Genomic DNA, 21,060 nt, shown 5'->3' with positions numbered 1-21,060 from the left:
GGAGAGAACATGAACGAGTTGATGGCACGGCAGCACACCAGGCACACCGCGATCGCGGCCGCAGTCATGATCCTGGCGATGGGCGCGGCCCTGGAGGCGCACGCCCAGCAGGCGCAGGGGACGCAGGCAGGGCAGGCAGGGCAGGCAGGGCAGGCAGGGCAGGCAGAACCCGACCCGGGCATGCAGACGGTGGTCGTCACCGGCGTGCGCGCCGCGCTCGAGCAGTCGCTGCGCCAGAAGCGCAATGCGGATTCGGTGGTCGAGGTCGTCACCGCCGAGGACATCGGCAAGATGCCCGACAAGAACGTGGCCGACGCCATCCAGCGCCTGCCCGGCGTGAACACGCAGTCGTCGGCCGGCGGCGAGGGCGGCTTCGGCGAGAACGACCGCGTCAGCCTGCGCGGCACCAGCCCCAGCCTGCAGCAGACCCTGTTCAACGGCCACGCGATCAGCACCGGCGACTGGTTCCTGCTGAACCAGATCGGCGGCAACGTCGGCCGCTCGAGCAGCTTCTCGCTGCTGCCCTCTGAACTGGTAGGCTCGATCTTGGTGCAAAAGAGCGCCACCGCCGACCTGGTCGAAGGCGGCGTGTCGGGCGCCATCAACGTCATCACCCGCCGTCCGCTCGACTTCCGCCAGCCGCTGACCTTCGAGGCCTCGGTGCAGGCCAACCACAACGACCTGTCCGGTAAAACCAAGCCCCACGTCTCGGCGCTGGTGGCGATGAAAAACCAGGCGAATAGCGCCGGCTTCCTGCTGCAGGGCTTCTCGGAAAAGGCGGCGGTGCGGCGCGACGGCCAGGAGATCCTCGGCTACACCCCGATCAACGCGAACAGCGCGGCGGCCATCGCCAACCCGTCGCTGGCCGGCGTGCTGATGCCGACCTTTATCGGCGCCTCGCTGTTCGAGCAGACCAAGGAGCGCAGCGGCGGCGCCTTCGACCTCGAGCTGCGTCCGGCGCGCGGCGTATCGCTGGACCTGAACGGCTTTTATTCGGAACTGAAGGCCGGCCACCAGAACACCAACTGGCTGGCCGCGCCCATGTACTCGATCAACGACCGCGGCTGGATTCCGCAGAACCCGGTGGTGCGCAACAATACCCTGGTGGCGGCCGGCTTCGCCCAGAATGCGGGCGAGGTCGACAACATCTGGCGGCCGGATGCGGGCGGCGAGTCCTGGTACCTCGACCTGAACGGCAAGTTCCGGGTCAACGACGACCTGAACCTCTCGGGCCGGGTCGGCCGCACCCATGGCGTGGGCTACGACCGCAACGACGTCTTCTACCAGAACAACGTCGACGGCGGCATGGTCTACGCCCTGAACGGCATGTCGCCGGCCACCGTGACTTACCCGGGCGGGAACACCGTCTCGCCTGGCTCCACCGCCTGGGCCGGCGGCGGCGAAGCGCAGTCGGTCGACCAGGAAAACTATGCCCAGGTCGACGCCGACTGGCGCGTGCGCGATTCCGTGATCAGCGCCGTGCGTTTCGGCGCCCGCCTCACCGACCACGACCGCACCGCCGAGCACCCGCTGGAAACCCGTCCGGGCCCGGTCGGCTTCACCAATCCCGGCCCGGCCTGGAACGGCGAGAAGTACCCGTCCGATTTCGCCAGCGACCTGGGCGGCAACCTGTCGTCGAACTACTTCAAGTACCCCGGCTGGGCGCTCGGCCAGTGGGGCGCGGTGCCGGGCAACCGCCTGCTCGACTACACGCTGCGCCACAACTGGATGGACGAATTCCGGGTCGGCGAGAAGACCGCCGCGCTGTACGCGATGCTGGAGGGCGGCGGCGACAACTGGAGCGGCAACATCGGCCTGCGCGCGGTGCAGACGCGCCAGAGCACGGTGGTGAACCTGCCGGGCGGCCCGAACCCGATCACCGGTTCCGCCTTCGGCGCCTACACGCCGACCGTGTTCAAGCGCACCTACCGCGACTACCTGCCGAGCGCGAACGTCAAGTTCGACGTGCGCCCGGACCTGGTGGTGCGCGCGGCGGTCGCGAAAACCATGGCGCGCCCGGACTACTCGGCCCTGGGCGGCTCGGTGTCGCTGAACGACGACGCCCTGAGCGGCAGCGGCGGCAACGTGAACCTCGACCCGGTGCGCTCGACCAACGTCGACCTCTCGGCAGAATGGTACTTCGCGCCCAAGGCGCTGCTCTCGGCCGGCCTGTTCTACATGGACCTGCGCTCGATCGTGGCCCAGGGCACCAGCTTCGGCACCTACTACAACAACAAGCGCAGCGCGCCGGCCGAGTACCAGATCACCTCGCCCTTCAACAGCAGCGGCACCAACAAGGGCGTGGAACTGAGCTGGCAGCAGCCGCTGTGGAACAACTTCGGCTTCCTGGCCAACTACACCTGGGCCGACGGCGAACTCGACGACGGCAGCGAACTGCTGAACTCCTCGAAGCGCACCTACAACCTGACCGGCTACTTCGAGAACGAACGCTTCAGCGCGCGCCTGGCCTACAGCTTCCGCTCGGCCTACAAGGCGGGCGTGGACCGCGGCGCCAGCCAGCACGTGGACGACATGCCGTCGCTGGCGGCCTCGCTCAACGTCAAGCTGAGCGAGCGCTTCACGCTGACCTTCGACGCGCTCAATCTCACCAACGAGATCATCAAGATGTATGCCGAAAACAAGGACCGCCCGCGCGCCTTCTATGCGAATGGCCGCACCTTCTACCTCGGTCTGCGCGGCAAGCTGTAAACGCGAACCCTCGCTTCTCTGTGGCGTTCGGGCAAGGCCGGCGGCGGCCTTGCCCTTTTTTCTGGCGATTGAGGAACACATGCCGACAACACAAGCAGGCGCACCGGTCGCGATCGACTGGGAATGCCTGAGCAATCTCGCCGGCGATGGCGTCTTCGCGGCGCGCCTGGCGCTGGCCAACGTGTCCGCGCAGGCGATCGCGCCGGGCTGGCAGCTGTATTTCAACGCCTGCCGCAAGGTGGTCCCCGGGAGCGTGAGCGCGGGCTTCGCGATCGAGCACGTGAACGGCGACCTGTTCCGCCTGACGGCGCTGGGCGACGCGCCGTGGGCGCCGGGCGAGGTGCTCGAGATCGGCTACCGCGCGCAGTTCTGGGTCATCAGCCTGACCGACGCGCCGCTCGGCTTCTACCTGCTGACGAAGGAGGGCGGCGTGATCGACCTGGGCGATCCGCGCATCCTGCCGTTCGCGCGCGTCGAACAGCGCATGCGCCATGCCGAGGACCGGGTGCCGCCGGACGACGCGGCGCAGCGTCATGCCGACAACGCCGCCGTCCACCTGCTGCCGCAGGCGCTGGTCGGCCGCATTACGCCGCGGCCGCTGTCGGCGCGCTTCGGCACGGACCTTTGCCGGCTCGGATGCGACAGCGCCGTCGCGCACGAACCGGGGCTGACCAGGGAGGCGGCCTTCCTGCGCACGCTGCTGGACACGCTGCCGCCGGCTCGCGCCGACGCCGTGCCGGTGATGCTCGAGACCGGGCCGGTGGCGGTCGACGGCGTGCCGGAAGAGGCGGCCGGCGAAGCCTACCTGCTCGACATCGCCATCGACAGCGTGCGCCTGCGCGGCGCGGCGGCGCACGGCGTCTTCAACGCGATCCAGACCCTGCGCCAGCTGGTGGAGATCGACGGCCACCTGCCGGCCGGGCGCGTGCTCGACGCGCCGCGTTTTGCCCACCGCGGCATGATGCTCGACGTCGCGCGCCACTTCGCCGGCGTGGAGACCGTGCTGCGCCTGCTCGACTGCATGGCGAGCTACAAGCTGAACCGCTTCCACTTCCACCTCACCGACGACGAAGGCTGGCGCCTGCCGGTCGCGGCGCTGCCCGAGCTGATCGAGGTCGGCGCGCGCCGTGGCGTCAGCCTGGACGGAAGTCCCTGCCTGCCGCCGTCCTTCGGCTCCGGCGCCGATATCGGCGCCTCGGCGGGCACCGGCCACTACAGCCATGCGGACTTCATTGCGATCCTGCGCCATGCGCATGCGCGCCACATCGAGGTGATCCCCGAGTTCAACATGCCGGGTCACGCGCGCGCGGCGGTGCTGGCGATGCGCGTGCGCCACGACCGCCTGCTGGCGGCCGGCGACGTCGCGGGCGCGCTGGCCTATCGCCTGGACGATCCCGACGACATCTCGCGCTACGAATCGGTGCAGCTGTGGCGCGACAACGTGATCTGCATCGCGCGGCCGTCCGTCGACCGTTTCGTCGACACCGTCGTGGCCGAGGTGAAGGAGCTGTACAGCCGCGCCGGCGTGCCGCTGCGCGCGATCCACCTGGGGGGCGACGAGGTCCCGAACGGCGCCTGGCTCGGTTCGCCCCTGTGCCGCGCGCGCATGGAGGAGCGGGGCTGGGTCGATGTGGCCGAGCTGCGCACCGATTTCGTCGCGCGCTGCCGCGCCATCCTGCGGCGCCACGGCCTGCAGTTCGCGGGCTGGGACGACACCGCGCTGACCCACGCGGCGGGCGGCGCACCCGCGCCCGAGCCGCGCTTCGCCGGTCCCGATTTCCACGCCTACGTCTGGAACAATGCCTGGGGTTCGGGCCAGGAAGACATCGCCTACCGCCTCGCCAACGCCGGCTACGGCGTGGTGCTGTCGAACGCGGCCAACCTCTACTTCGACCTCGCCTGCGCCAAGGACCCGGAGGAGCCGGGCTATTACTGGGCCGGTTTCGTCGGCATGCGCCAGGCCTTCGCCTTCTGCCCGCTGGACCAGGGCGCCGTGCCCGCCTTCGACGCCATGGGCCGCGCGGTGCCGGCGGCGCTGCTGGCGCGCCTGGAAAAACTCGAGGGCGGGCGTATCGCCGGCCTGCAGGGCCAGCTCTGGGGAGAGAACGCGCACTCGCGCGCCCGCATCGAATACCTGGTGGCGCCGCGCCTGCTGGCGCTGGCCGAGCGGGCCTGGAGCCCGGACCCCGGCTGGCGCCTGATCGCCGACCCGCTTGTGCGCGCGCGCCGCATCGACGCCGACTGGAACGAGTTCGCCAACCGCCTGGGCCAGCGCGCGCTGCCGCGCCTGGACCGCGCGCCGCTGGCCTATGGCTACCGCCTGCCGCCGCCAGGCGTGGAGCTGCGCGAGGGCGAGATCCGCGCCAGCGTCGCCTTGCCCGGCCTGGCGCTGCGCTATGCCTTCGACGGCGGCGAGCCGGACGCCGACAGTCCGCGCTACACCGGGCCGCTGCCGGTTCCCCCGGGCGCCACTGCATTTACAATCGCCAGCTTCGATACGCGCGGCCGCCGCAGCCGCAGCGCCACCATCGCCCTGAAGGACGCCGACCATGCCTGACGCCACCGCCGCCTCCGCCTCCGCTCCGACCGGCGCCATGGCTGCCGCGCCGCCGCGGCCCGTGCGCCATCCGCTGGCCTGGGTCCCGACCCTTTACCTCGCCCAGGGCCTGCCGTTCTACGCGGTGGCCCTGGTCGCGGGCCTGATGTTCAAGAGCATGGGCGTGCCGAACGACCAGATCGCGCGCTGGACTGGCCTGCTCGGTTTCGCCTGGGTGTTCAAGGCCTTGTGGAGCCCGCTGCTGGAACTGGCGCGCAGCAAGAAGCGCGCAGTGGTCGCCTTCCAGCTGATCGGCGGCGCCAGCCTGGCCGCGGTGGCGCTGGCGCTGCAGCTGCCGATGTGGTTCGCGCTGTGCATTGCGCTGCTGGCCGTCGTGTCGCTGGCATCGAGCTCGCACGACATCGCCGCCGACGGCCTGTACATCGCCAGCCTGTCGGCGCGCCAGCAGGCCGCCTATGCCGGCTGGCAGGGCGCCTTCTTCAATGCCGCCAAGTTCCTGTCGCTGGGGGGGCTGGTGATCCTGGCCGGCTACCTGGAGGACCGGATCGGCACCGCACCGGCCTGGACCGTCGTCTTCGGCCTGCTCGGCGCGGCGCTGGCGGCGCTCGGCCTGTACCATGCCTGGGCGCTGCCCGGGACGCTGACCGTGCGTGGCGAAGGCGGCACGACGCTGCGCGGCATCGCGGCCACGCTGGCGGACGTGATCCGCGCCTTCTTCGCCAAGAAGGGCATCTGGCTGGGCATCCTCTTCATCATCCTGTTCCGCGCCAGCGAAGGACAGATCCAGACCATCGGCCCGCTGTTCCTGCGCGACGCGCGCGCGGTCGGCGGCCTGGGCTTAAGCACGGCCGAGGTGGGCGCCGTGTACGGCACCGCGGGCACGGTTGCTTTTCTCGTCGGCAGCATCGCCGGCGGCTATTTCACGTCCTGGCTGGGATTGCGGCGCGCGATGCCGGTGCTGATCCTGGCGATGAACCTGCCGAACCTGGTGTTCTGGTACCTGAGCGCGGCCCAGCCCGATTCCTTGAGCCTGATCGCGACCGCCCTCGGCGTAGAGATGTTCGGCTACGGTTTCGGTTTCGTCGGCATCATCCTGTTCATCATGCAGGTGATTGCCAGCGGCCCCTACCAGACCGCGCACTATGCGCTGGGCAGCGGTTTCATGCAGCTCGGTTTCGTGCTGTTCAAGATGATCAGCGGCGATATCCAGCAGGCGCTGGGTTACCAGCAATTCTTCCTGTGGGTGCTGGCCTGCGCGCTGCCGGTGCTGGTGCTGACGCGCTTCGTGCGGCTGGCGCCTGAAGAGAACAGCCGGGGCCAGGCCTGAGCGACCGGCGATGCGCACACGCGCTTAATCGTAGACCCTGTCCGCCGCGAGTTCCTTCTCGAGGCGCTTGCGGTCCTTTGCGTTGACGCGAAGAACCCAGCCCAGGGCCAGGAGCGTGATCAAGAAACACATCAGCATGGCAAGCATGGCGACCCTCCGGGTTGGCGAGCGGACTATCGGCGCAGTGTACACCTCCAGCCTGGCATGCGTGGGGACATCCTGACGGCAAGGCGGGCTGATGTGCGCCACGTCCTTGCGAGGTGGATCTATACTCGGCGCAATTACCGGAAGTCACTGATGTGACCGAGGTTGTTGAGCAAGAGTATTCCTCATCCGGTCCGTCGCCGTCGTCCCTGGAGTGTCTCTATGCGTCTTCTTCGAAGAAGCGCCGCCGTCGCGCTCACGCTTGCCTGTCGTCTCCTGCCATCGCGCAGACCGACTGGACCGTCTCCGGTAATCCCCTGGTCGTGCGGGCCAGCCCGGCGAACGGCGAAGCGCAGCTGCAGAATCCGCCCAGGTTCGCGTGGCCGCGCAATGGGGCGGGCGCGTACGACGTCGAGATCCAGTCTCCGAGCGGTGCGCTGCCGCTGGTGACTGTAAATCGAAACTGGTACCTGCCGACCAAGGCTCTGCCACAGGGTAATTACACCTGGCGCGTGCGGCCGAGCGGAACGACGATGTGGTCGCCCGCGCGGACGTTTTCGATCACAGCCAACTCGGCCGTATTCGAGGTGCCGGACAACCAGGCGCTGCGAACGCGCATCAACGGAAAAGCCCGCCCGCGGTCGCTGCCGCCTTTATCGACATTCGCGTTCGCCGGCTGGAGCACGCAAAAGAGGAGCGACCTCGAGCCCTTTGCGAGCCGCCTCATCAACGAAGTCATGCGCCAGACAAGCGGCCTGGCTGCGCCCTCCGAAACCGAATGGCCGCTGGTGATCTCGTCACCGATGACGCAAGCGATGGTGGACCAGCAGAACCATGTGCGCAGCCGGATAGAAGCGCTGACGCGTCAGCTGGAGGCGGCCGCCATCGTCTGGCGCCTGAACAAGGATCCATCGTCGGCCCAGACCTTCCTGAACGAGGCCATCAAGCGCGGCGACGAGCTGGCCGCGCTCAACCCGAACGGCGGCACGAGTTACGACAACCAGGACCAGGCGACGCGCCAGATTGCGCTGTCGCTCGTCAAGGCCGCCGATCTGCTCGATGGAACGCTCGATGCGGCGCGCAAGGCCAGGTGGCTGGGCAGCGCGAGCGTGCGGGCCAACGAGATGTACAACCGCCTGGCCCATCTGGAGCAGAATCCGCTCGACTCGCACGGCACCACCAATCTCGTCTACCTGGCGCTGCTGTCGTCGCTGGCACTGGGGCAGAACGAAGCGCCGGACGCGCAGAAGTGGTTCGATTTCGCGTTCCGCTACTACGTGGGCTATCCCTCGCCATGGTCGGGCCAGGAGGGCGGTTATGCCAACGGCACGAAGTATGCCTACGAATCGGTCGGCTACTATCTGTCGATGTGGGATCCGATGCTGCAGGCCACCGGCGTCAACATGTACGCGAAGCGCTGGTCGACCGGTTTCATGGATTTCCTCACGCAGTTCATCCCGCCCGGCATTACCGTGCACGCATTCGGCGACGGCTCCGAGACCGAGCCCGGGCGCGCCCCGGACGGGAGCTCGCGCGGACCGACGTTGCTGCGTGCTTTCGCCACCCGCATGTGGTCGCCGCGGGCCGCCTGGTACGTCGACGAACTGGGCGAAGGACCGTTCGAGGACGCATTGTCGGCGCTCCAGGCGCCGTATCCGCTGCCGGTGTCGGACACGACCTTCAGGGGGCCGCCGTCGAGCTCCGCCTTCTTCCCCAGCATCGGCTGGGTGGCGATGCACAACGACATCGCGATTCCCCGCGACAGCACGACGGTACAGCGCACGTCGTTCTTCTTCAAGTCCAGCCCCTATGGTTCGTACAACCACAGCCACGGCGACCAGAACGGCATTCTGCTGTCGGTGGGCGACCAGCCGCTGCTCGTCAAGGCCGGCCGCTACGACTGGTATGACTCGCCGGAATGGAACAGCTGGTATCGGCAGACGACATCGCAAAACGCGATCACCTTCGACGGCGGCCAGGGCCAGAAGGTCGATGGCAGCGACCAGGAAAGGATGAAGAACAACGGCAGCATCAAGTACTTCACGGCGCCACCCGGCTACGACTTCGCGGAAGGCGACGCGAAGAATGCCTACGCCGGCAAGCTCGAGATGGCGACGCGCCAGGTCTGGCACCCGCGCGATGCGAATGGCATCGGTCGTAACATCATCATCGTGCGCGACAAGCTGGCGGCGGCGCAGCCGCACACCTACGAATTCAACATCCATGCGCGCCTGCCGATCACCGACAACCCCTACGACGGCAAACGGGGCGTGAGGATCGGGAGCGGCGCCCAGTCCGTCTGCCTGCGCGACCTGAACGGGAATACGGGCTTCATCCGCCCGCTCGGTAGCGGCAGCACGCTGCCGGGCGTGAGCGAAGACCATTACGCGTTCACGCTGAACAATGCCGGCAATGGAACGACGGCCGAGTTCCTGATCCTGCTCGATGTCGGCTGCAACAACCCGGCCGTGACCGTCGATCCGCCCGTGGTGGTCAACGGCAGGATCACCAGCCACAGGGTGACGGTGGGCGGGCAGTCGTACACCTTCAATTAGACGATGACCGTCATGCGCGCGTCGAAACGCCGGCAACCCGGGGCCAGGCCTGGCCCCGGGTTGTCATGCGCCTGCGCGATCTACTGCTTCACCGGTTGCGCCACCTCGCGCGTCGCCGCCTCGGCTTCGGCCTTCGCCCGCGCCGCCGCCGCCTCGGCCGACAAGGCCGGCTCGACCGATGCTTCCTCGTCCGGCTCGGCCGCCGGCACCGCATTCGCATATGGCCTGATCAGGTCGAGCCGCACCGCGTAGGACCGTCCGTTGCGGAAGGCGGTCGCGGCGATCTGTCCGGCGTCGTTGATCGCTTGTGCATCGGTGATATTCCAGCCCTGCCTGCGGTCGATCAGCGCGTTCAGGAGCTCCATCCGCTTGCCGCGCCAGATGAAGCCGCTGGCTGGACCCGGCCCGGTTCTAAGGTCGTAACCGACCACGTGGCCGCGGTTGTTGATGCCGGTGCCGCTGCTGAGCGCGTCCGTGGATGTGTCGAGCGCCACCATGCGGCCGCGGTAGTAGAGGAAAGGGACCCGGCCGATGCCGGGCCCGGCGGCATTGCCGGTTACCTGGCCACGGTCGTTGATGGCCTCGGGGTTGACGGGAAGCGATCCAAAGCCCAGGTCGCCGATGTCGCGGGTCTGGCCCCTGGTCCAGATGAAGCCGCGCAGGAAGAAGTCGATGGGCTCCGCCGGTCCGGACCCGCCGGTGACCTGGTTCTTGTTGTTGAGCGCGCGGGCCTCGGTCAGTGGTGGATAGAGCGGATCCGTGAACGGCAGGTCGGCCAGCTGGGTCAGCGTGCCGTTCGGCGCGCGCAGGTAGCTGGTGCTGCCGCCACCTTCGCCGTCCGGGAGCGGCGGGTCGACGGCGTGGAGGCTGATATAGCCGGCATTGTTGATGTCGGTCCAGGTGGTCGCCCGGCCGCCGATCGTCCCGAGGTCGCGCAGCTTGCCTTTGTCGTAGATGTAGCCGCGCACCTGGCCGCCGCGGGTGGTCCAGTGGCCCAGCACCTGGCCCCTGTCGTTGATGGCGGCGGCGGTGCTGGACGTGCCCTTGAGGGCGCCGAGGTCGACCAGGCCCTTGCCGCGGTTCAGGAAAGCGCGGGTAACGCCCGCGCCGACCGGATAATTGCCGACCACCACCCCGGCCGCGTTGATGTCGATGGCCAGGCTGCCGGCCGGGCCGACGACCGTGACCTTGTACTCGGGATGGGCCCAGGCCGCGCCGGCGACGGCAAAGGACAGCAGGACCAGGGACATGCGCTGGTGCATATGCATGAAGATCTCCTCGGAGAAGGATGTGCGCCGAACGGGGCGCCGGCCTGCATGGCCTGCGTCCTCATCGGCTGGCGCGTCGCGGCGCTCGACTCGCCAACCGCTGCATGACTGGCACTGCGTTCACTGCTGTCCTGGGAAATTTTTTAGCGAAAACCGAGGTTTGTGTATCCGGTTTCGCAGTCGGTACCGGGTGGCCCTTGGAGCGATTGTCGACAAAATCCCGTGCCTTCAAGGCGAGCTGGCGCAAGCATTGAGGAGCCTGGCGATGCGGGCAGCGTTCGCCGGTCTGGACAACTTTCTGATGAGGAAAAAGCTATGAGCAAGAAGCGGAAGAAGACCGCGGAATCCGTCGCCGCTTAACGCTTCTTGACCGGCAAGGCCAACCAGCCCTGCCATTTACCGTTCGCATCGCGCTCGACCTTCTGGATGTGCGGCCGCGTGCTGTCCAGCCGCCAGAAGGCCTGCCTGTCGAGCCAGTCCTCGTACATCGAGCGAAAGCGCGGCCAGTCGCCGTGGAATTCCAGCACGCCGTAGGCGCCAGCCGGCAGCACGCGCATGCCGAGCGCCGGGTCGGACGCCGGGTCGGACGCCGCGTTCGGCCCCGGATGCGGTTTGACCTCGCCGCCAAAGCCGAAGTCGTAGCAGTATTCGCGCTCGCCCGTAAATCCCGGGTCCTCGTCGAACACGCCATACCAGGCGGTGGCCCGGTTCACCGCGCCCAGGCTCTCGCGCTCGCAGATGAAATTGTTGCAGGCGATCGAGAGCGCCGCGCCGGACTGGCCGAAGAAACGCTGGTAGCGCAGCGTGACCGCGGGCAGGGTCTGGACGCGGATGCGCGCGGCCACGCTGCCTGGTTCGGGCGGGCAGTAGGGCGCCAGCAGCACGTCCAGATTGCCGGGCTCCGCGACAAAAAAGCTGACGTCGCTCTCGCGTCCGACCTGCTGGTCCATGTAGGTGCGCCAGCCGCCTTCGCGCCAGGCCTTGGCCGACATCGAGAACTGCTGCTTGAAGGCTTTCGCGAAGGCCGCGTTCGAGGGAAAGCCGCAGTCCTGGGCGATGTGCAGCACCGGTACGTCGGGCTCGTGGCGCAGCAAGTGGGCGGCGCGGCGCAGGCGGCGCTTGCGCTGGTATTCGACGGCCGAGAAGCCGGTCAGCTCGCGGAAGATGCGGTCGAAGTGGAAGGACGAGTAACTGGCCGAGGCGGCCAGGTTCTTCAGCGCCAGCGGATCGCCCACCGAATCGAGCATCAGGTCCATCACTTCGTACAGGCGCGAGGCGCGCGCGATGCGCGAGGCCGTCTTCAGCGGCGCCTCGGCAACGCCGCTGCGCTCGACGGCTGGCGCCGCGGGCAGGGCGGAGGAAGAAGATGGGGCAGGGCGGTGGCGCGGCATCGCAGCGATCGGTGACCAGGATGGGTCAATTATCGCTTAGAAAAACGTGTAATGACGAAATATCAGCGGAGGCCAGGGCAGGACGATGCAAGGATACGCGGCCGCGCGCGCGCCGCCGCGTATCCCATCCTGCGCCCGCGCTTAACGCCGCCGCATGCGCGCCGCGCCCAGGCCGGCAAGGCCGGCGCCGAGCAGGGCCAGCGAGAACGGCTCCGGCACCTCGGCGCTGCGGACCGCGCCGACGTACAGCGTCTCGGGCGTGGCATTCGTGCTGCCCGGCGCGAACTGCATGCCGCCGCCGATGACGCACACGCTCAGCACCGGGCAAAAGGTGTTGGCCATGCCCGCCTGGATGTCGTCGAGGACGAACAGGTTGGCGCCCGACTGGCCGACTCCGCCGCTGTCGCCCAGCTCGAGCGGATCGTCGTCATAGGTGAATATCATCCGCTCGTCGGTATCAGTCCGGTACAGGCTGAGGTAGAGGTCGGTCAGGGTCAGCGTATCGCCCGGCCTGCCTTCGCTGATGTTGACGACCAGCGCCAGGTTGCCGGCTTGCGTCAGGCCAGCGATGCTGGAGGCCAGGTACAGCCGGTTGATCGCCTGGTTGTCGCCCCCCGCCAGGCCGGCCTGGCAGTCGAAGCTGGGCGATTTGAGCTTACCGGTATAGCTGACGCAACCGGACTCGAGATCGTCCTGGCGGCTGCCGTTGCCGTTGTCCTGGATCGTCACCAGCGTGTTGACCTTGCCGAGTCCCGTACCCGGCACCTGGTTGCCATCGACAGGGATCAAGCTGGCATAAGCGGGAAGGCTTGCTGCCACTGCGAGTGCTGCCACTGCTTTTTTCAGAGCGTTCATGCGACATCCCCTTGAAAAACGAATCTTTGTTTATGAGAATGACTTCCTCTTTGTAAGTACAGCGATATTCGTTAAGCATAAACCGGGCCCGGCCGTGTCCGGCTTTGTAAATCAGGGACTTGCAATTGATGAGATCAAGAAATTATGCTTGAGCTGTAAAAATATTCGACGCGAAAATCGAAAGAAAGCCCGTCAGTACAGGGTTTCTGCAAAACACGCTTCCATATTTACAGGCAATTTTTATGCTTGGCAGTCCTTGCTCTTTTGCATTAGCATCCTCCGGTTTCCAATCATTCCAACAACGGAGAAAAACATGAAGCGTACCCTGTGCAGCACCTTGATCGCGGGGCTGTTCGCCGTCGCCGGACACGCCGGCGCCCACGGCGAGGCCGCCACCAGCGCACCATCGACGGCGACGGCCAATGCCGTGTCGGGCGTGGACAAGGCGGCGATCGATCCGGCCGTGCGCGCGCAGGACGACTTCTTCCGCTACAGCCAGGGCAAATGGCTGCAGGATGTCGAGATCCCGTCGGATCGTTCGAGCTGGAGCGCCTTCAGCGTGGCCCAGGAAAACGTCGAGAACCAGATCCGCACCATCATCGAGGAGGCCGCCGCCGACAAGAAAGCGGCCAAGGGCTCGGCCGCGCAAAAGATGGGCGACTACTACGCCAGCTACGTCGACGAGGCGCGCCGCAACGCGCTCGGCCTGGCGCCCTTGAAGGCCGAGTTCGCGCGCATCGCCGCCCTGAAGGACAAGCGCGGCATCGCGGCGCTGTCGGCCCACATGGAGCGCATCGGCGGCGAGGCGCCGCTCGGCATGTACGTCGGCCAGGATGCGAAGGATTCGACCCGCTACGTGGTCAGCGTGTCGCAGTCGGGCCTGGGCCTGCCGAACCGCGACTACTACCTGGCCGACGAGGCGCGCATGAAGGACTTCCGCGCCAAGTACCAGGCCCACATCGAGAAGATGCTGACCCTGGCCGGGCACAAGGACGCCGCCAGGGAAGCGGGCAACATCCTGGCGCTGGAAACCGAGATCGCCAAGGTGCAGTGGAGCGCCGTCGAGAACCGCGACCCGGTCAAGCGCTATAACAAGATGACGTTCGCCCAGCTGAAGGACCTGATGCCGGGCTTCGACTGGACCACCTGGGTCAAGGACGTCGGCGTGGCCGGCAAGGTCGACACCCTGATCGTCGGCCAGCCGAGCTACCTGGCCGGCCTGGACAAGATCATCGCGGCCACGCCGCTCGAGACCTGGAAGTCGTACTTCTCCTTCCACCTGCTGAGCAGCTATGCGTCCTACCTGTCGCAGCCCTTCGTCGACGAGAACTTCGCCTTCCGCGGCACCGTGCTGTCGGGCGCCAAGGAAAACCGTCCGCTGGAGAAGCGCGCGATCGCCCAGGTCAACCGCGACCTGAGCGAAGTCGTGGGCAAGGTCTACGTCGAGCGCCACTTCCCGGCCGAGCGCAAGGCGCAGGTCGAGGCGATGGTGAAGAACTTCGTCACCGCCTTCAAGGAAGGCATCCAGACCCTGGACTGGATGAGCGAGGAAACCAAGAAGCAGGCCCAGATCAAGCTGTCGAAGATGAACGCGAAGATCGGCTATCCGGAGAAGTGGCGCGATTACTCGTCCCTGACCATCGAGCGCGGCGACCTGGTCGGCAACGTGATGCGTGCGCGCGCATTCGGCCACGAATACGGCGTCAACAAGCTGGGCAAGCCGGTCGACCGCCAGGCCTGGAGCATGAGCCCGCAGACCGTCAACGCCTATTACAGCCCGAGCATGAACGAAGTCGTGTTCCCGGCGGCGCGCCTGCAGTATCCGCTGTACGACGCCAACGCCGAGCCGGCGGTCAACTACGGCGCGGTCGGCATCTCGATCGGCCACGAGATCAGCCACGCCTTCGACGACAAGGGTTCGCAATTCGACGGCGACGGCAACCTGCGCAACTGGTGGACGAAGGAAGACGCGGAAAAATTCGCGGCGCGCGGCAAGGTGCTGGTGGCCCAGTACGCCGGCTACAGCCCGCTGCAGGGCTACAACCTGAACGGCGAGCTGACGCTGGGCGAGAACATCGCCGACAACGCCGGCGCCATCATGGCCAGCCGCGCCTACAAGATTTCCCTGGGCGGCAAGCCGGCCCCGGTGATCGACGGCTTCACCGGCGAGCAGCGCCTGTTCATGGGTCTGGCCCAGGCGCGCCGCGGCAAGGCGCGCGACGCCGCCCTGATCGCCCAGGTCAAGTCGGACCCGCACTCGCCGTCGGAATTCCGCGTCAACGGCAGCCTGCGCAACCATCCGGGCTACTACGAAGCCTACGACGTGAAGCCGGGCGACAAGATGTACCTGAAGCCGGAAGAGCGCGTGATCTTCTGGTAAGCGCCGATTGATCGGTTGATGCGAAAGGAGCGCCGCGGCGCTCCTTTTTTTTGTCACGTCGTTCCGAATATCCGGGTCTGGTTTTTCGTAGGGTGGACACCTGCGTACACGCGGTCGTACTACGAAAAACCGCAGCGCTTCCGACTTACGGCATCGCGAATACCTGCGTCCAGTAGGCAAAGCCCGGCATGCGCGCGCGGCTGATGGCGTAACCCGCGCCCATCTCGCTGAAATCCGGGTTCATCACATTCGCGCAGTGGCCCGGGCTCTCCAGCCAGCCGGCCACCGCCTCCTGCGCCGAGGTCTGGCCGGCCGCGATGTTTTCCCCGATGTGGCGCCAGCGGTAGCCCGCGCGCGTGGCGCGCTGCGCCACCTCGCTGTCGTCCGAGCCGCGGTGGCTGAAGCGGCGGTGCGCCGCCATGTCGCCGCTGTGTTCGCGCGCCGCCTGCGCCAGCGCATCGTTCCAGGCCACCGGGCGCGCCGGCTGGAAATAGCGATCGCCGCAATGGCGCGCGCTGGCGCGCGCCTCGTTCACCAGCGCCAGGATGGTGCGGCCGACCTCCATCTGGTCCGGCAGCGCCAGCGGCGGCGCCGGGCGCGCCAGCACGATGGTCCATTCGTTTCCCTGGCGCGCGACGCCGATGTCCTGCAGTTCCCGGTCGAGCAGCGTGCGGCAGTAGCGGCTGCGGATCGCTTCCAGCGCCGCTTCCGCGTCCGGCGCGCCGCCGACGTGGATCACCTCGGCCCGGCCGGCGTAGTAGCCGGCCTGCTCGAGCGCCGATTCCGGAAAGCTGCCGGGGCCGATGCGCACCCGCGCCAGCGCCGCCTGCGGCATCAGGGCCGGGGCGGCAAGCGCCTGCCGGCCCTGGCAGTCGCCGGGCGCGGCGCGCCAGGCATTGATGGCGGCAATCAGGCGCGCGCCGTCCTGCGCATGGGCGGCGCCGGCAGGGGACAGGAGGCCGGCCAGCAGGACAAGGCAGGACAGGGAGGGCAAACGGTTCACGGCGTCAGGAAAAGCGGTTCGGATGCGAGCAGGATACCCGCGCCGCGCGCGCGGCGGCGTCCCCGACGCTATGCGTCCCTGGGGCGCTTGCCGGATCGATGCGCCTTGCCGTCGAAGCCGGCGCCGCTGCCCAGCGCTTCCAGGGTGCTGCCCGAACTGCCGGGCGTGGCCAGCATCTGCGATATGTCCGGGTCGCGCGCGAATTCGTCGGCGAAGAAGGAAACGAAATGGCTGATCTTCAACGAGGGCTTGCGCGCCGGCTGGAACACGACGTTCAACGGCAGCGGCGGCAGGCGGTAGCGTGTCAGGATGGGTTGCACGCGCCCCGCCCGGATGTCGTCGCCGTAGATCCAGAGCGGCGAATAGGCGATGCCCAGTCCCTCGACCACAGCCTGGCGGATGGCTTCGGAGCTGTTCGACTGGAAGTTGCCGCCCACGCGCACCGCGATGTGTTCGCCGGCTTCGTCCTGGAAGTTCCACTCGTTGAGGTTGACCAGGCCGGTGTAGACCAGGCACTGGTGCTGGCGCAGCTCGCTTGGTTCCTGCGGCTCGCCGTGGCGGGCCAGGTAGCCGGGCGCGGCCAGCGCCGCGCGGTGGGCGGTGCCGATGCGCCGCGCGACCAGGCGGCTGTCCTTCAGTTCGCCCACGCGGAAGGCGACGTCGATGCCGCCGACGACGAGGTCGACGAAGCCGTCGTCGAGCTGCAGGTCGATCTTCAGCTTGGGGTAGCGCGCATAAAATGCGCCGAGGCGCGGCACGATGTGCAGGCGTCCGAAGGACACCGGCGCCGCCACCCGCAGCACGCCGGCGATCTCGTTCTCGGTGCGGTGCAGTTCGGCGCGCGCGTCTTCCAGCGTGTCGAGCACCTGGCGGCAGCGCTCGTAGTAGCGCTTGCCCGCCTCGGTCAGCGCATGGCTGCGCGTCGAGCGCACCAGCAGCTTCGCGCCCAGCATCGTTTCGAGCGCCTGTACCTGCTTGCTGATTGCCGACTGGGTGCTGCGCTCCTCGCGCGCGACGGCGGAGAAGTTGCCGGTCTCGACGACCCGCACGAAAGTTTCCATCAAGCGTAAGCGGTCCATATGTTTACCTATTCCTGTCGGGAATAAATCTTATCATTCGTACGGTCTACCCAGCGATGTTCGGAATACTCATACTAGCAACTGTAGCGGCCGCCGGCGATTGCCCTGATGGGCTGGAGACCGGCGGCCCTGATACCGCTTACCTTTTTCACGGACCAGACACCATGACCCACAAACTGTTCGAACCCGCCCGCATCGGCGACATCGAGGTCGCCAACCGTGTCGTGATGGCGCCGCTCACGCGCAGCCGCGCCGACGAAGCCGCCGGCGACATTCCCGGCAGCCCGATGAACGTCGAATACTACCGCCAGCGCAGCAACGCCGGCCTGATCATCAGCGAAGGCACCCAGGTCTCGCCGGTCGGCAAGGGCTACATGGCCACGCCCGGCATCTATTCCGACGCCCAGGTCGAAGGCTGGAAGCCGATCACCCAGGCCGTGCACGACGCCGGCTCGAAGATCGTCGCCCAGATCTGGCACGTCGGCCGCGTCACCCACCCGAACCTGACCGGCGGCGTGCAGCCGGTGGCCCCCTCGGCCGTGACGCCGAAGGTGATCGCCTACACCCGCGCCGGCAAGGTCGAGGCGCTGGAACCGCGCGCGCTGTCGGTTGCCGAGATCAAGGACATCGTCGCGGAATACCGCCGCGGCGCCGCCAACGCGATCCGCGCCGGCTTCGACGGCATCGAGCTGCATGGCGCCAACGGCTACCTGATCGACCAGTTCCTGCGCGACGGCGCCAACCAGCGCACCGACGAATACGGCGGCTCGATCGAGAACCGCGCCCGCTTCGCGCTGGAAGTGGTCGACGCCGTGGTGGCCGAGATCGGCGCCGGCCGGGTCGGCATCCGCCTGTCGCCGGTGACGCCGGCCAACGACTTGTCGGACAGCGACCCGCAGGCGGTGTTCGGCTACCTGATCGAAGAACTGGACAAGCGCGGCATTGCCTTCATCCACTTCGTCGAAGGCGCGACCGGCGGTCCGCGCGACGTTCCGGGCTTCGACTACGCCTGGGCGCGCAAGGCCTTCAAGGGCACCTACATCGCCAACAACGGCTACACCCGCGAGATGGCGATCGAGGCGGTCGACAGCGGCCGTGCCGACGCGGTGGCGTTCGGACGCGCCTACATCGCCAACCCGGACCTGGTGCAGCGCCTCAAATTGAACGCGCCGCTGAACACGCCGAACCCGCAGACCTTCTACAGCCACGGCGAAGAGGGCTACATCGACTATCCGTCGCTCGACAAGGCGGCGTAAGCAAGCGCTGCATGCCAGCAAAGGCCAGCCTCCGGGCTGGCCTTTTTCGTTTCGTGCGTCCATCATGCGCGCCCGCTCCGTACGCGAGTGCGCCAATGTAGGGTGGGCACTCCGTGCCCGCCCTACGGCTTCCTTTCATGCGCGCCCGGTGCGCCTGTCCGTGTTCAAATAGAGCGGCGAATATCCGCCGAAAGGAAGCCATCATGACGAACCAATTCAAGGCCGGCGACAAGGTCACCTGGGAGTCGTCCCAGGGAACGGTGCACGGCACGGTCAAGAAGAAGCTGACCGGGCACACCACCATCAAGGGGCACGAGGTGGCTGCCTCGCCGGAGAACCCGGAATACCTGGTCGTGAGCGACAAGACCGGGGCGGAAGCGGCGCACAAGCCTTCGGCGCTCAAGAAGGCATAAGTACTCCGCGGCCATGCCTTAAGATGCGCTTCATCTTCGCGTCGTCCAATGCCGGCGCAATCCATTCGATGAGGGCTTCCTGATGCGCATCCTGCTGGCCGAAGACGACACCTCGCTGGGCGAAACCATCCGCGACTGGCTGCGCCTGGACGGCAACGCGGTCGACTGGGTGGAGCGCGGCGATACGGCCCGCACCGCCTTGCGCACCCACCATTACGACTGCCTGCTGCTCGACCGCGGCTTGCCGGGCCTGTCCGGCGACGCCCTGCTGGCCGAGCTGCGCGCGGCCGGCAACGCCGTTCCCGTACTCCTGATCACGGCCTTCAATGCGCTCGCCGACCGGGTTGAAGGACTGGACCTGGGCGCCGACGATTACCTGGTCAAGCCTTTCGAGCTGGAGGAAATGTCGGCGCGCATCCGGGCGGCGGTGCGGCGCAGCGCCAACCAGGCCGGCAAGCTGCTGGCCCACGGCGACATCGCCCTCGATCCCGAGACGCGCCAGGCCAGCTTGCAGGGCCGCCCGGTGGCGCTGACGGCGCGCGAGTACCACGTGCTGCACGCGCTCCTGCTGCGCAAGAACGGCATCGTGACCCGCGCCCAGATCGAGGAAAGCCTGTACGGCTGGGGCGACGAGGTCGAAAGCAATGCCATCGAAGTCTACATCCACAACCTGCGCAAGAAGCTTGGCGCCGCCAGCATCGTCACCGTGCGCGGCCTCGGCTACCGCCTGAAGAGCGATGACGCCTGAAGCGCCGCCTCCACCGCCCTCGCTGCGGCGGCGCCTGCTGCTGGCGATCGTCTCGGCCAGCGTCGTGCTGTGGCTGGCAAGTCTCGGCATCGTCACCGCGATCGCCTGGCAGGAAACCAACGAGGTGTTCGACGACGCGCTGGAAGAAGCCGGCTACCTGATCCTGGCCGCCACCACCGACTGGCACGAGCGCGGCCTGCCGCCACGCCCGGGCGCCGGCGGCGCACCCGCGCGCAAGGTCGACATGCAGTACCAGGTCGTCAGCGGCGGCCGCGTGATCCAGCGCACCGGCGAGGCGCCGCTTGATCCCTTCGTGCGCGGTTTTCACGACGACGACGGCTTTGCCGAGCCGCGCGTGGACGGCGAGCGCTGGCGCGTGTTCGTGGTGCGCGACGCGGCGCGCGGCATCGAGGTGCAGGTCGGCCAGCAGCTCGACCAACGCTTCGACATCCTGGAAGAGCTGGCCGAATCCCTGTGGCTGCCGGTGCTGGGCATCCTGGCCGTGCTGGCGCTGTCCTGCTGGTTGCTGATCGGCCGCGTCCTGCGCCCCCTGCGCCGCACGGCGTCCATGATCGCGGCCAAGACCCCGGACGACCTGGCCCAGGTGCCGCTCGCGGGCCAGCCGCGCGAGCTGCTGCCGATCGTGCAGGCGCTGAACGGGGTGCTGGCTCGCCTCGATGCGGCCCTGCAGGCGGAACGCCGCTTCACCGCCGACGCCGCGCACGAGCTGCGCACGCCGCTGGCCGGCCTGCACATGCACGTGCAGCTGCTGGGGCGCCAGCATCCGGAACTGGCCGCGCCCTTCCGCAAGCTGCGCCAGGACATCGCGCGCAGCACGGCCCTGGTCGACAGCCTGCTGACGCTGGCGCGGCTCGATCCGCTGGCGCGCGAGCAGTTGCAAGTCCAGCCGGTCGCGCTGGCGCCGCTGTTCGAGCAGGTCCTGGCCGCGCACACGCCTGATGCGCAGCGGCGCGGCATCGCGTTAAGCCTGCGCTGCGACCTGGAGAGCGTGGAGGCGGACCCGCGCATGCTCGAGATCGCGCTGCGCAACCTGCTCGACAACGCGCTGCGCTATTGCCCGGACGGCAGCCGGATCGAGATCGCGGCCCTCCACCACGCGGACCGCAGCCGGATCAGCGTGCGCGACGACGGGCCGGGCGTGGACGAGGCCAGCCGCGCGCGCCTGAGCGAACGCTTCTTCCGCGTGCTGGGGCAGGGCCAGCCGGGCAGTGGACTGGGCTTGTCGATCGTGCGCCGCATCGCCGAGCTGCACGGCATCGAACTGGGTTTTGGCGCTGGCCTGGACGGCCGTGGCCTGGGCGTGACGCTCGACTTCCCGCGCGGCGCCGCATCTTAAGATGGGATTAATGTCGGG

General features: G+C 67.8%; 15 protein-coding genes. 9 read left to right on the top strand and 6 right to left on the bottom strand.

Annotated elements, in window-relative coordinates; all coding sequences use genetic code 11:
• The first annotated feature begins 9 nt into the window (after window positions 1–9).
• From RT688_RS17705 to RT688_RS17695, 3 genes are all read left to right on the top strand, one after another.
• Window positions 10–2,709 (top strand): TonB-dependent receptor, encoded by a 2,700-nt coding sequence (locus tag RT688_RS17705; RefSeq protein WP_313706167.1) that lies wholly within the window; start codon window positions 10–12, stop codon window positions 2,707–2,709.
• 79 nt (window positions 2,710–2,788) lie between these two features.
• Window positions 2,789–5,266, top strand: a complete 2,478-nt coding sequence (locus tag RT688_RS17700) for a family 20 glycosylhydrolase (protein ID WP_313706166.1) — start codon at window positions 2,789–2,791, stop codon at window positions 5,264–5,266.
• 37 nt (window positions 5,267–5,303) lie between these two features.
• Entirely contained in the window at window positions 5,304–6,593 is a 1,290-nt protein-coding gene (locus tag RT688_RS17695) for an MFS transporter (protein WP_313706175.1), read from the top strand.
• Between the two features lie 24 nt (window positions 6,594–6,617).
• Here RT688_RS17695 and RT688_RS17690 read toward each other — a convergent pair whose 3' ends face one another.
• Window positions 6,618–6,740 (bottom strand): hypothetical protein, encoded by a 123-nt coding sequence (locus RT688_RS17690; protein ID WP_313706165.1) that lies wholly within the window; start codon window positions 6,738–6,740, stop codon window positions 6,618–6,620.
• 113 nt (window positions 6,741–6,853) lie between these two features.
• Here RT688_RS17690 and RT688_RS17685 point away from each other — a divergent pair, with 113 nt between their 5' ends.
• On the top strand, window positions 6,854–9,292 hold the full coding sequence (locus RT688_RS17685) for a heparinase II/III family protein (RefSeq protein WP_313706164.1): 2,439 nt from the start codon (window positions 6,854–6,856) through the stop codon (window positions 9,290–9,292).
• Between the two features lie 80 nt (window positions 9,293–9,372).
• Here RT688_RS17685 and RT688_RS17680 read toward each other — a convergent pair whose 3' ends face one another.
• The 3 genes from RT688_RS17680 to RT688_RS17670 all read right to left on the bottom strand — a co-directional run bounded on the left by RT688_RS17680 (window position 9,373) and on the right by RT688_RS17670 (window position 12,740).
• Window positions 9,373–10,560 carry an HAF repeat-containing protein gene (locus RT688_RS17680; protein WP_313706163.1) on the bottom strand — a complete coding sequence of 396 codons (1,188 nt, stop codon included), beginning with the start codon at window positions 10,558–10,560 and terminating at the stop codon, window positions 9,373–9,375.
• Window positions 10,561–10,916: 356 nt separating this feature from the next.
• A complete protein-coding gene (locus RT688_RS17675) occupies window positions 10,917–11,951 on the bottom strand; it encodes an AraC family transcriptional regulator (protein ID WP_313706162.1) in 1,035 nt (344 codons plus the stop codon).
• Window positions 11,952–12,092: 141 nt separating this feature from the next.
• Complete coding sequence (locus tag RT688_RS17670; protein ID WP_313706161.1) at window positions 12,093–12,740, bottom strand: PEP-CTERM sorting domain-containing protein; 648 nt, start codon at window positions 12,738–12,740, stop codon at window positions 12,093–12,095.
• Between the two features lie 379 nt (window positions 12,741–13,119).
• Between RT688_RS17670 and RT688_RS17665 the strand changes: the two genes are divergently transcribed.
• Window positions 13,120–15,186 (top strand): M13 family metallopeptidase, encoded by a 2,067-nt coding sequence (locus RT688_RS17665; protein ID WP_313706160.1) that lies wholly within the window; start codon window positions 13,120–13,122, stop codon window positions 15,184–15,186.
• A 145-nt stretch (window positions 15,187–15,331) separates the two neighbouring features.
• On the opposite strand, the gene RT688_RS17660 is transcribed toward RT688_RS17665, so the two are convergent.
• Both RT688_RS17660 and RT688_RS17655 read right to left on the bottom strand, forming a co-directional pair.
• Complete coding sequence (locus RT688_RS17660) at window positions 15,332–16,189, bottom strand: CAP domain-containing protein (protein WP_313706159.1); 858 nt, start codon at window positions 16,187–16,189, stop codon at window positions 15,332–15,334.
• Window positions 16,190–16,257: 68 nt separating this feature from the next.
• Window positions 16,258–17,268, bottom strand: a complete 1,011-nt coding sequence (locus RT688_RS17655; RefSeq protein WP_313706158.1) for a LysR family transcriptional regulator — start codon at window positions 17,266–17,268, stop codon at window positions 16,258–16,260.
• A 164-nt stretch (window positions 17,269–17,432) separates the two neighbouring features.
• On the opposite strand from RT688_RS17655, the gene RT688_RS17650 reads away from it, so the two are divergent.
• The 4 genes from RT688_RS17650 (at window position 17,433) to RT688_RS17635 (ending at window position 21,042) form a co-directional block, all read left to right on the top strand.
• Window positions 17,433–18,524 carry an alkene reductase gene (locus tag RT688_RS17650; RefSeq protein WP_313706157.1) on the top strand — a complete coding sequence of 364 codons (1,092 nt, stop codon included), beginning with the start codon at window positions 17,433–17,435 and terminating at the stop codon, window positions 18,522–18,524.
• 203 nt (window positions 18,525–18,727) lie between these two features.
• Window positions 18,728–18,937 (top strand): DUF2945 domain-containing protein, encoded by a 210-nt coding sequence (locus RT688_RS17645; RefSeq protein ID WP_313706156.1) that lies wholly within the window; start codon window positions 18,728–18,730, stop codon window positions 18,935–18,937.
• Between the two features lie 82 nt (window positions 18,938–19,019).
• Complete coding sequence (locus RT688_RS17640) at window positions 19,020–19,685, top strand: response regulator transcription factor (RefSeq protein ID WP_313706155.1); 666 nt, start codon at window positions 19,020–19,022, stop codon at window positions 19,683–19,685.
• A complete protein-coding gene (locus RT688_RS17635; protein WP_313706154.1) occupies window positions 19,675–21,042 on the top strand; it encodes an ATP-binding protein in 1,368 nt (455 codons plus the stop codon). The genes RT688_RS17640 and RT688_RS17635 overlap by 11 nt, the downstream gene beginning before the upstream one ends.
• The last annotated feature ends 18 nt before the right edge of the window (window positions 21,043–21,060 follow it).

Origin of the sequence: Massilia sp., assembly GCF_032106685.1 — a bacterium.
Lineage (GTDB): Bacteria > Pseudomonadota > Gammaproteobacteria > Burkholderiales > Burkholderiaceae_D > Telluria.
Note: the sequence above shows the minus strand (reverse complement) of the source record. Positions and strands in the feature narration are given on the sequence as shown.

Bases quoted from the DNA above. Each gene is read 5' to 3' on its own strand.
- RT688_RS17640 (WP_313706155.1), top strand. From the start codon at position 19,020: ATGCGCATCCTGCTGGCCGAAGACGACACCTCGCTGGGCGAAACCATC.
- RT688_RS17655 (WP_313706158.1), bottom strand. From the start codon at position 17,268: ATGGACCGCTTACGCTTGATGGAAACTTTCGTGCGGGTCGTCGAGACC.
- RT688_RS17650 (WP_313706157.1), top strand. From the start codon at position 17,433: ATGACCCACAAACTGTTCGAACCCGCCCGCATCGGCGACATCGAGGTC.
- RT688_RS17695 (WP_313706175.1), top strand. From the start codon at position 5,304: ATGGCTGCCGCGCCGCCGCGGCCCGTGCGCCATCCGCTGGCCTGGGTC.
- RT688_RS17665 (WP_313706160.1), top strand. From the start codon at position 13,120: ATGAAGCGTACCCTGTGCAGCACCTTGATCGCGGGGCTGTTCGCCGTC.
- RT688_RS17680 (WP_313706163.1), bottom strand. From the start codon at position 10,560: ATGCATATGCACCAGCGCATGTCCCTGGTCCTGCTGTCCTTTGCCGTC.
- RT688_RS17645 (WP_313706156.1), top strand. From the start codon at position 18,728: ATGACGAACCAATTCAAGGCCGGCGACAAGGTCACCTGGGAGTCGTCC.
- RT688_RS17690 (WP_313706165.1), bottom strand. From the start codon at position 6,740: ATGCTTGCCATGCTGATGTGTTTCTTGATCACGCTCCTGGCCCTGGGC.
- RT688_RS17675 (WP_313706162.1), bottom strand. From the start codon at position 11,951: ATGCCGCGCCACCGCCCTGCCCCATCTTCTTCCTCCGCCCTGCCCGCG.
- RT688_RS17635 (WP_313706154.1), top strand. From the start codon at position 19,675: ATGACGCCTGAAGCGCCGCCTCCACCGCCCTCGCTGCGGCGGCGCCTG.
- RT688_RS17700 (WP_313706166.1), top strand. From the start codon at position 2,789: ATGCCGACAACACAAGCAGGCGCACCGGTCGCGATCGACTGGGAATGC.
- RT688_RS17705 (WP_313706167.1), top strand. From the start codon at position 10: ATGAACGAGTTGATGGCACGGCAGCACACCAGGCACACCGCGATCGCG.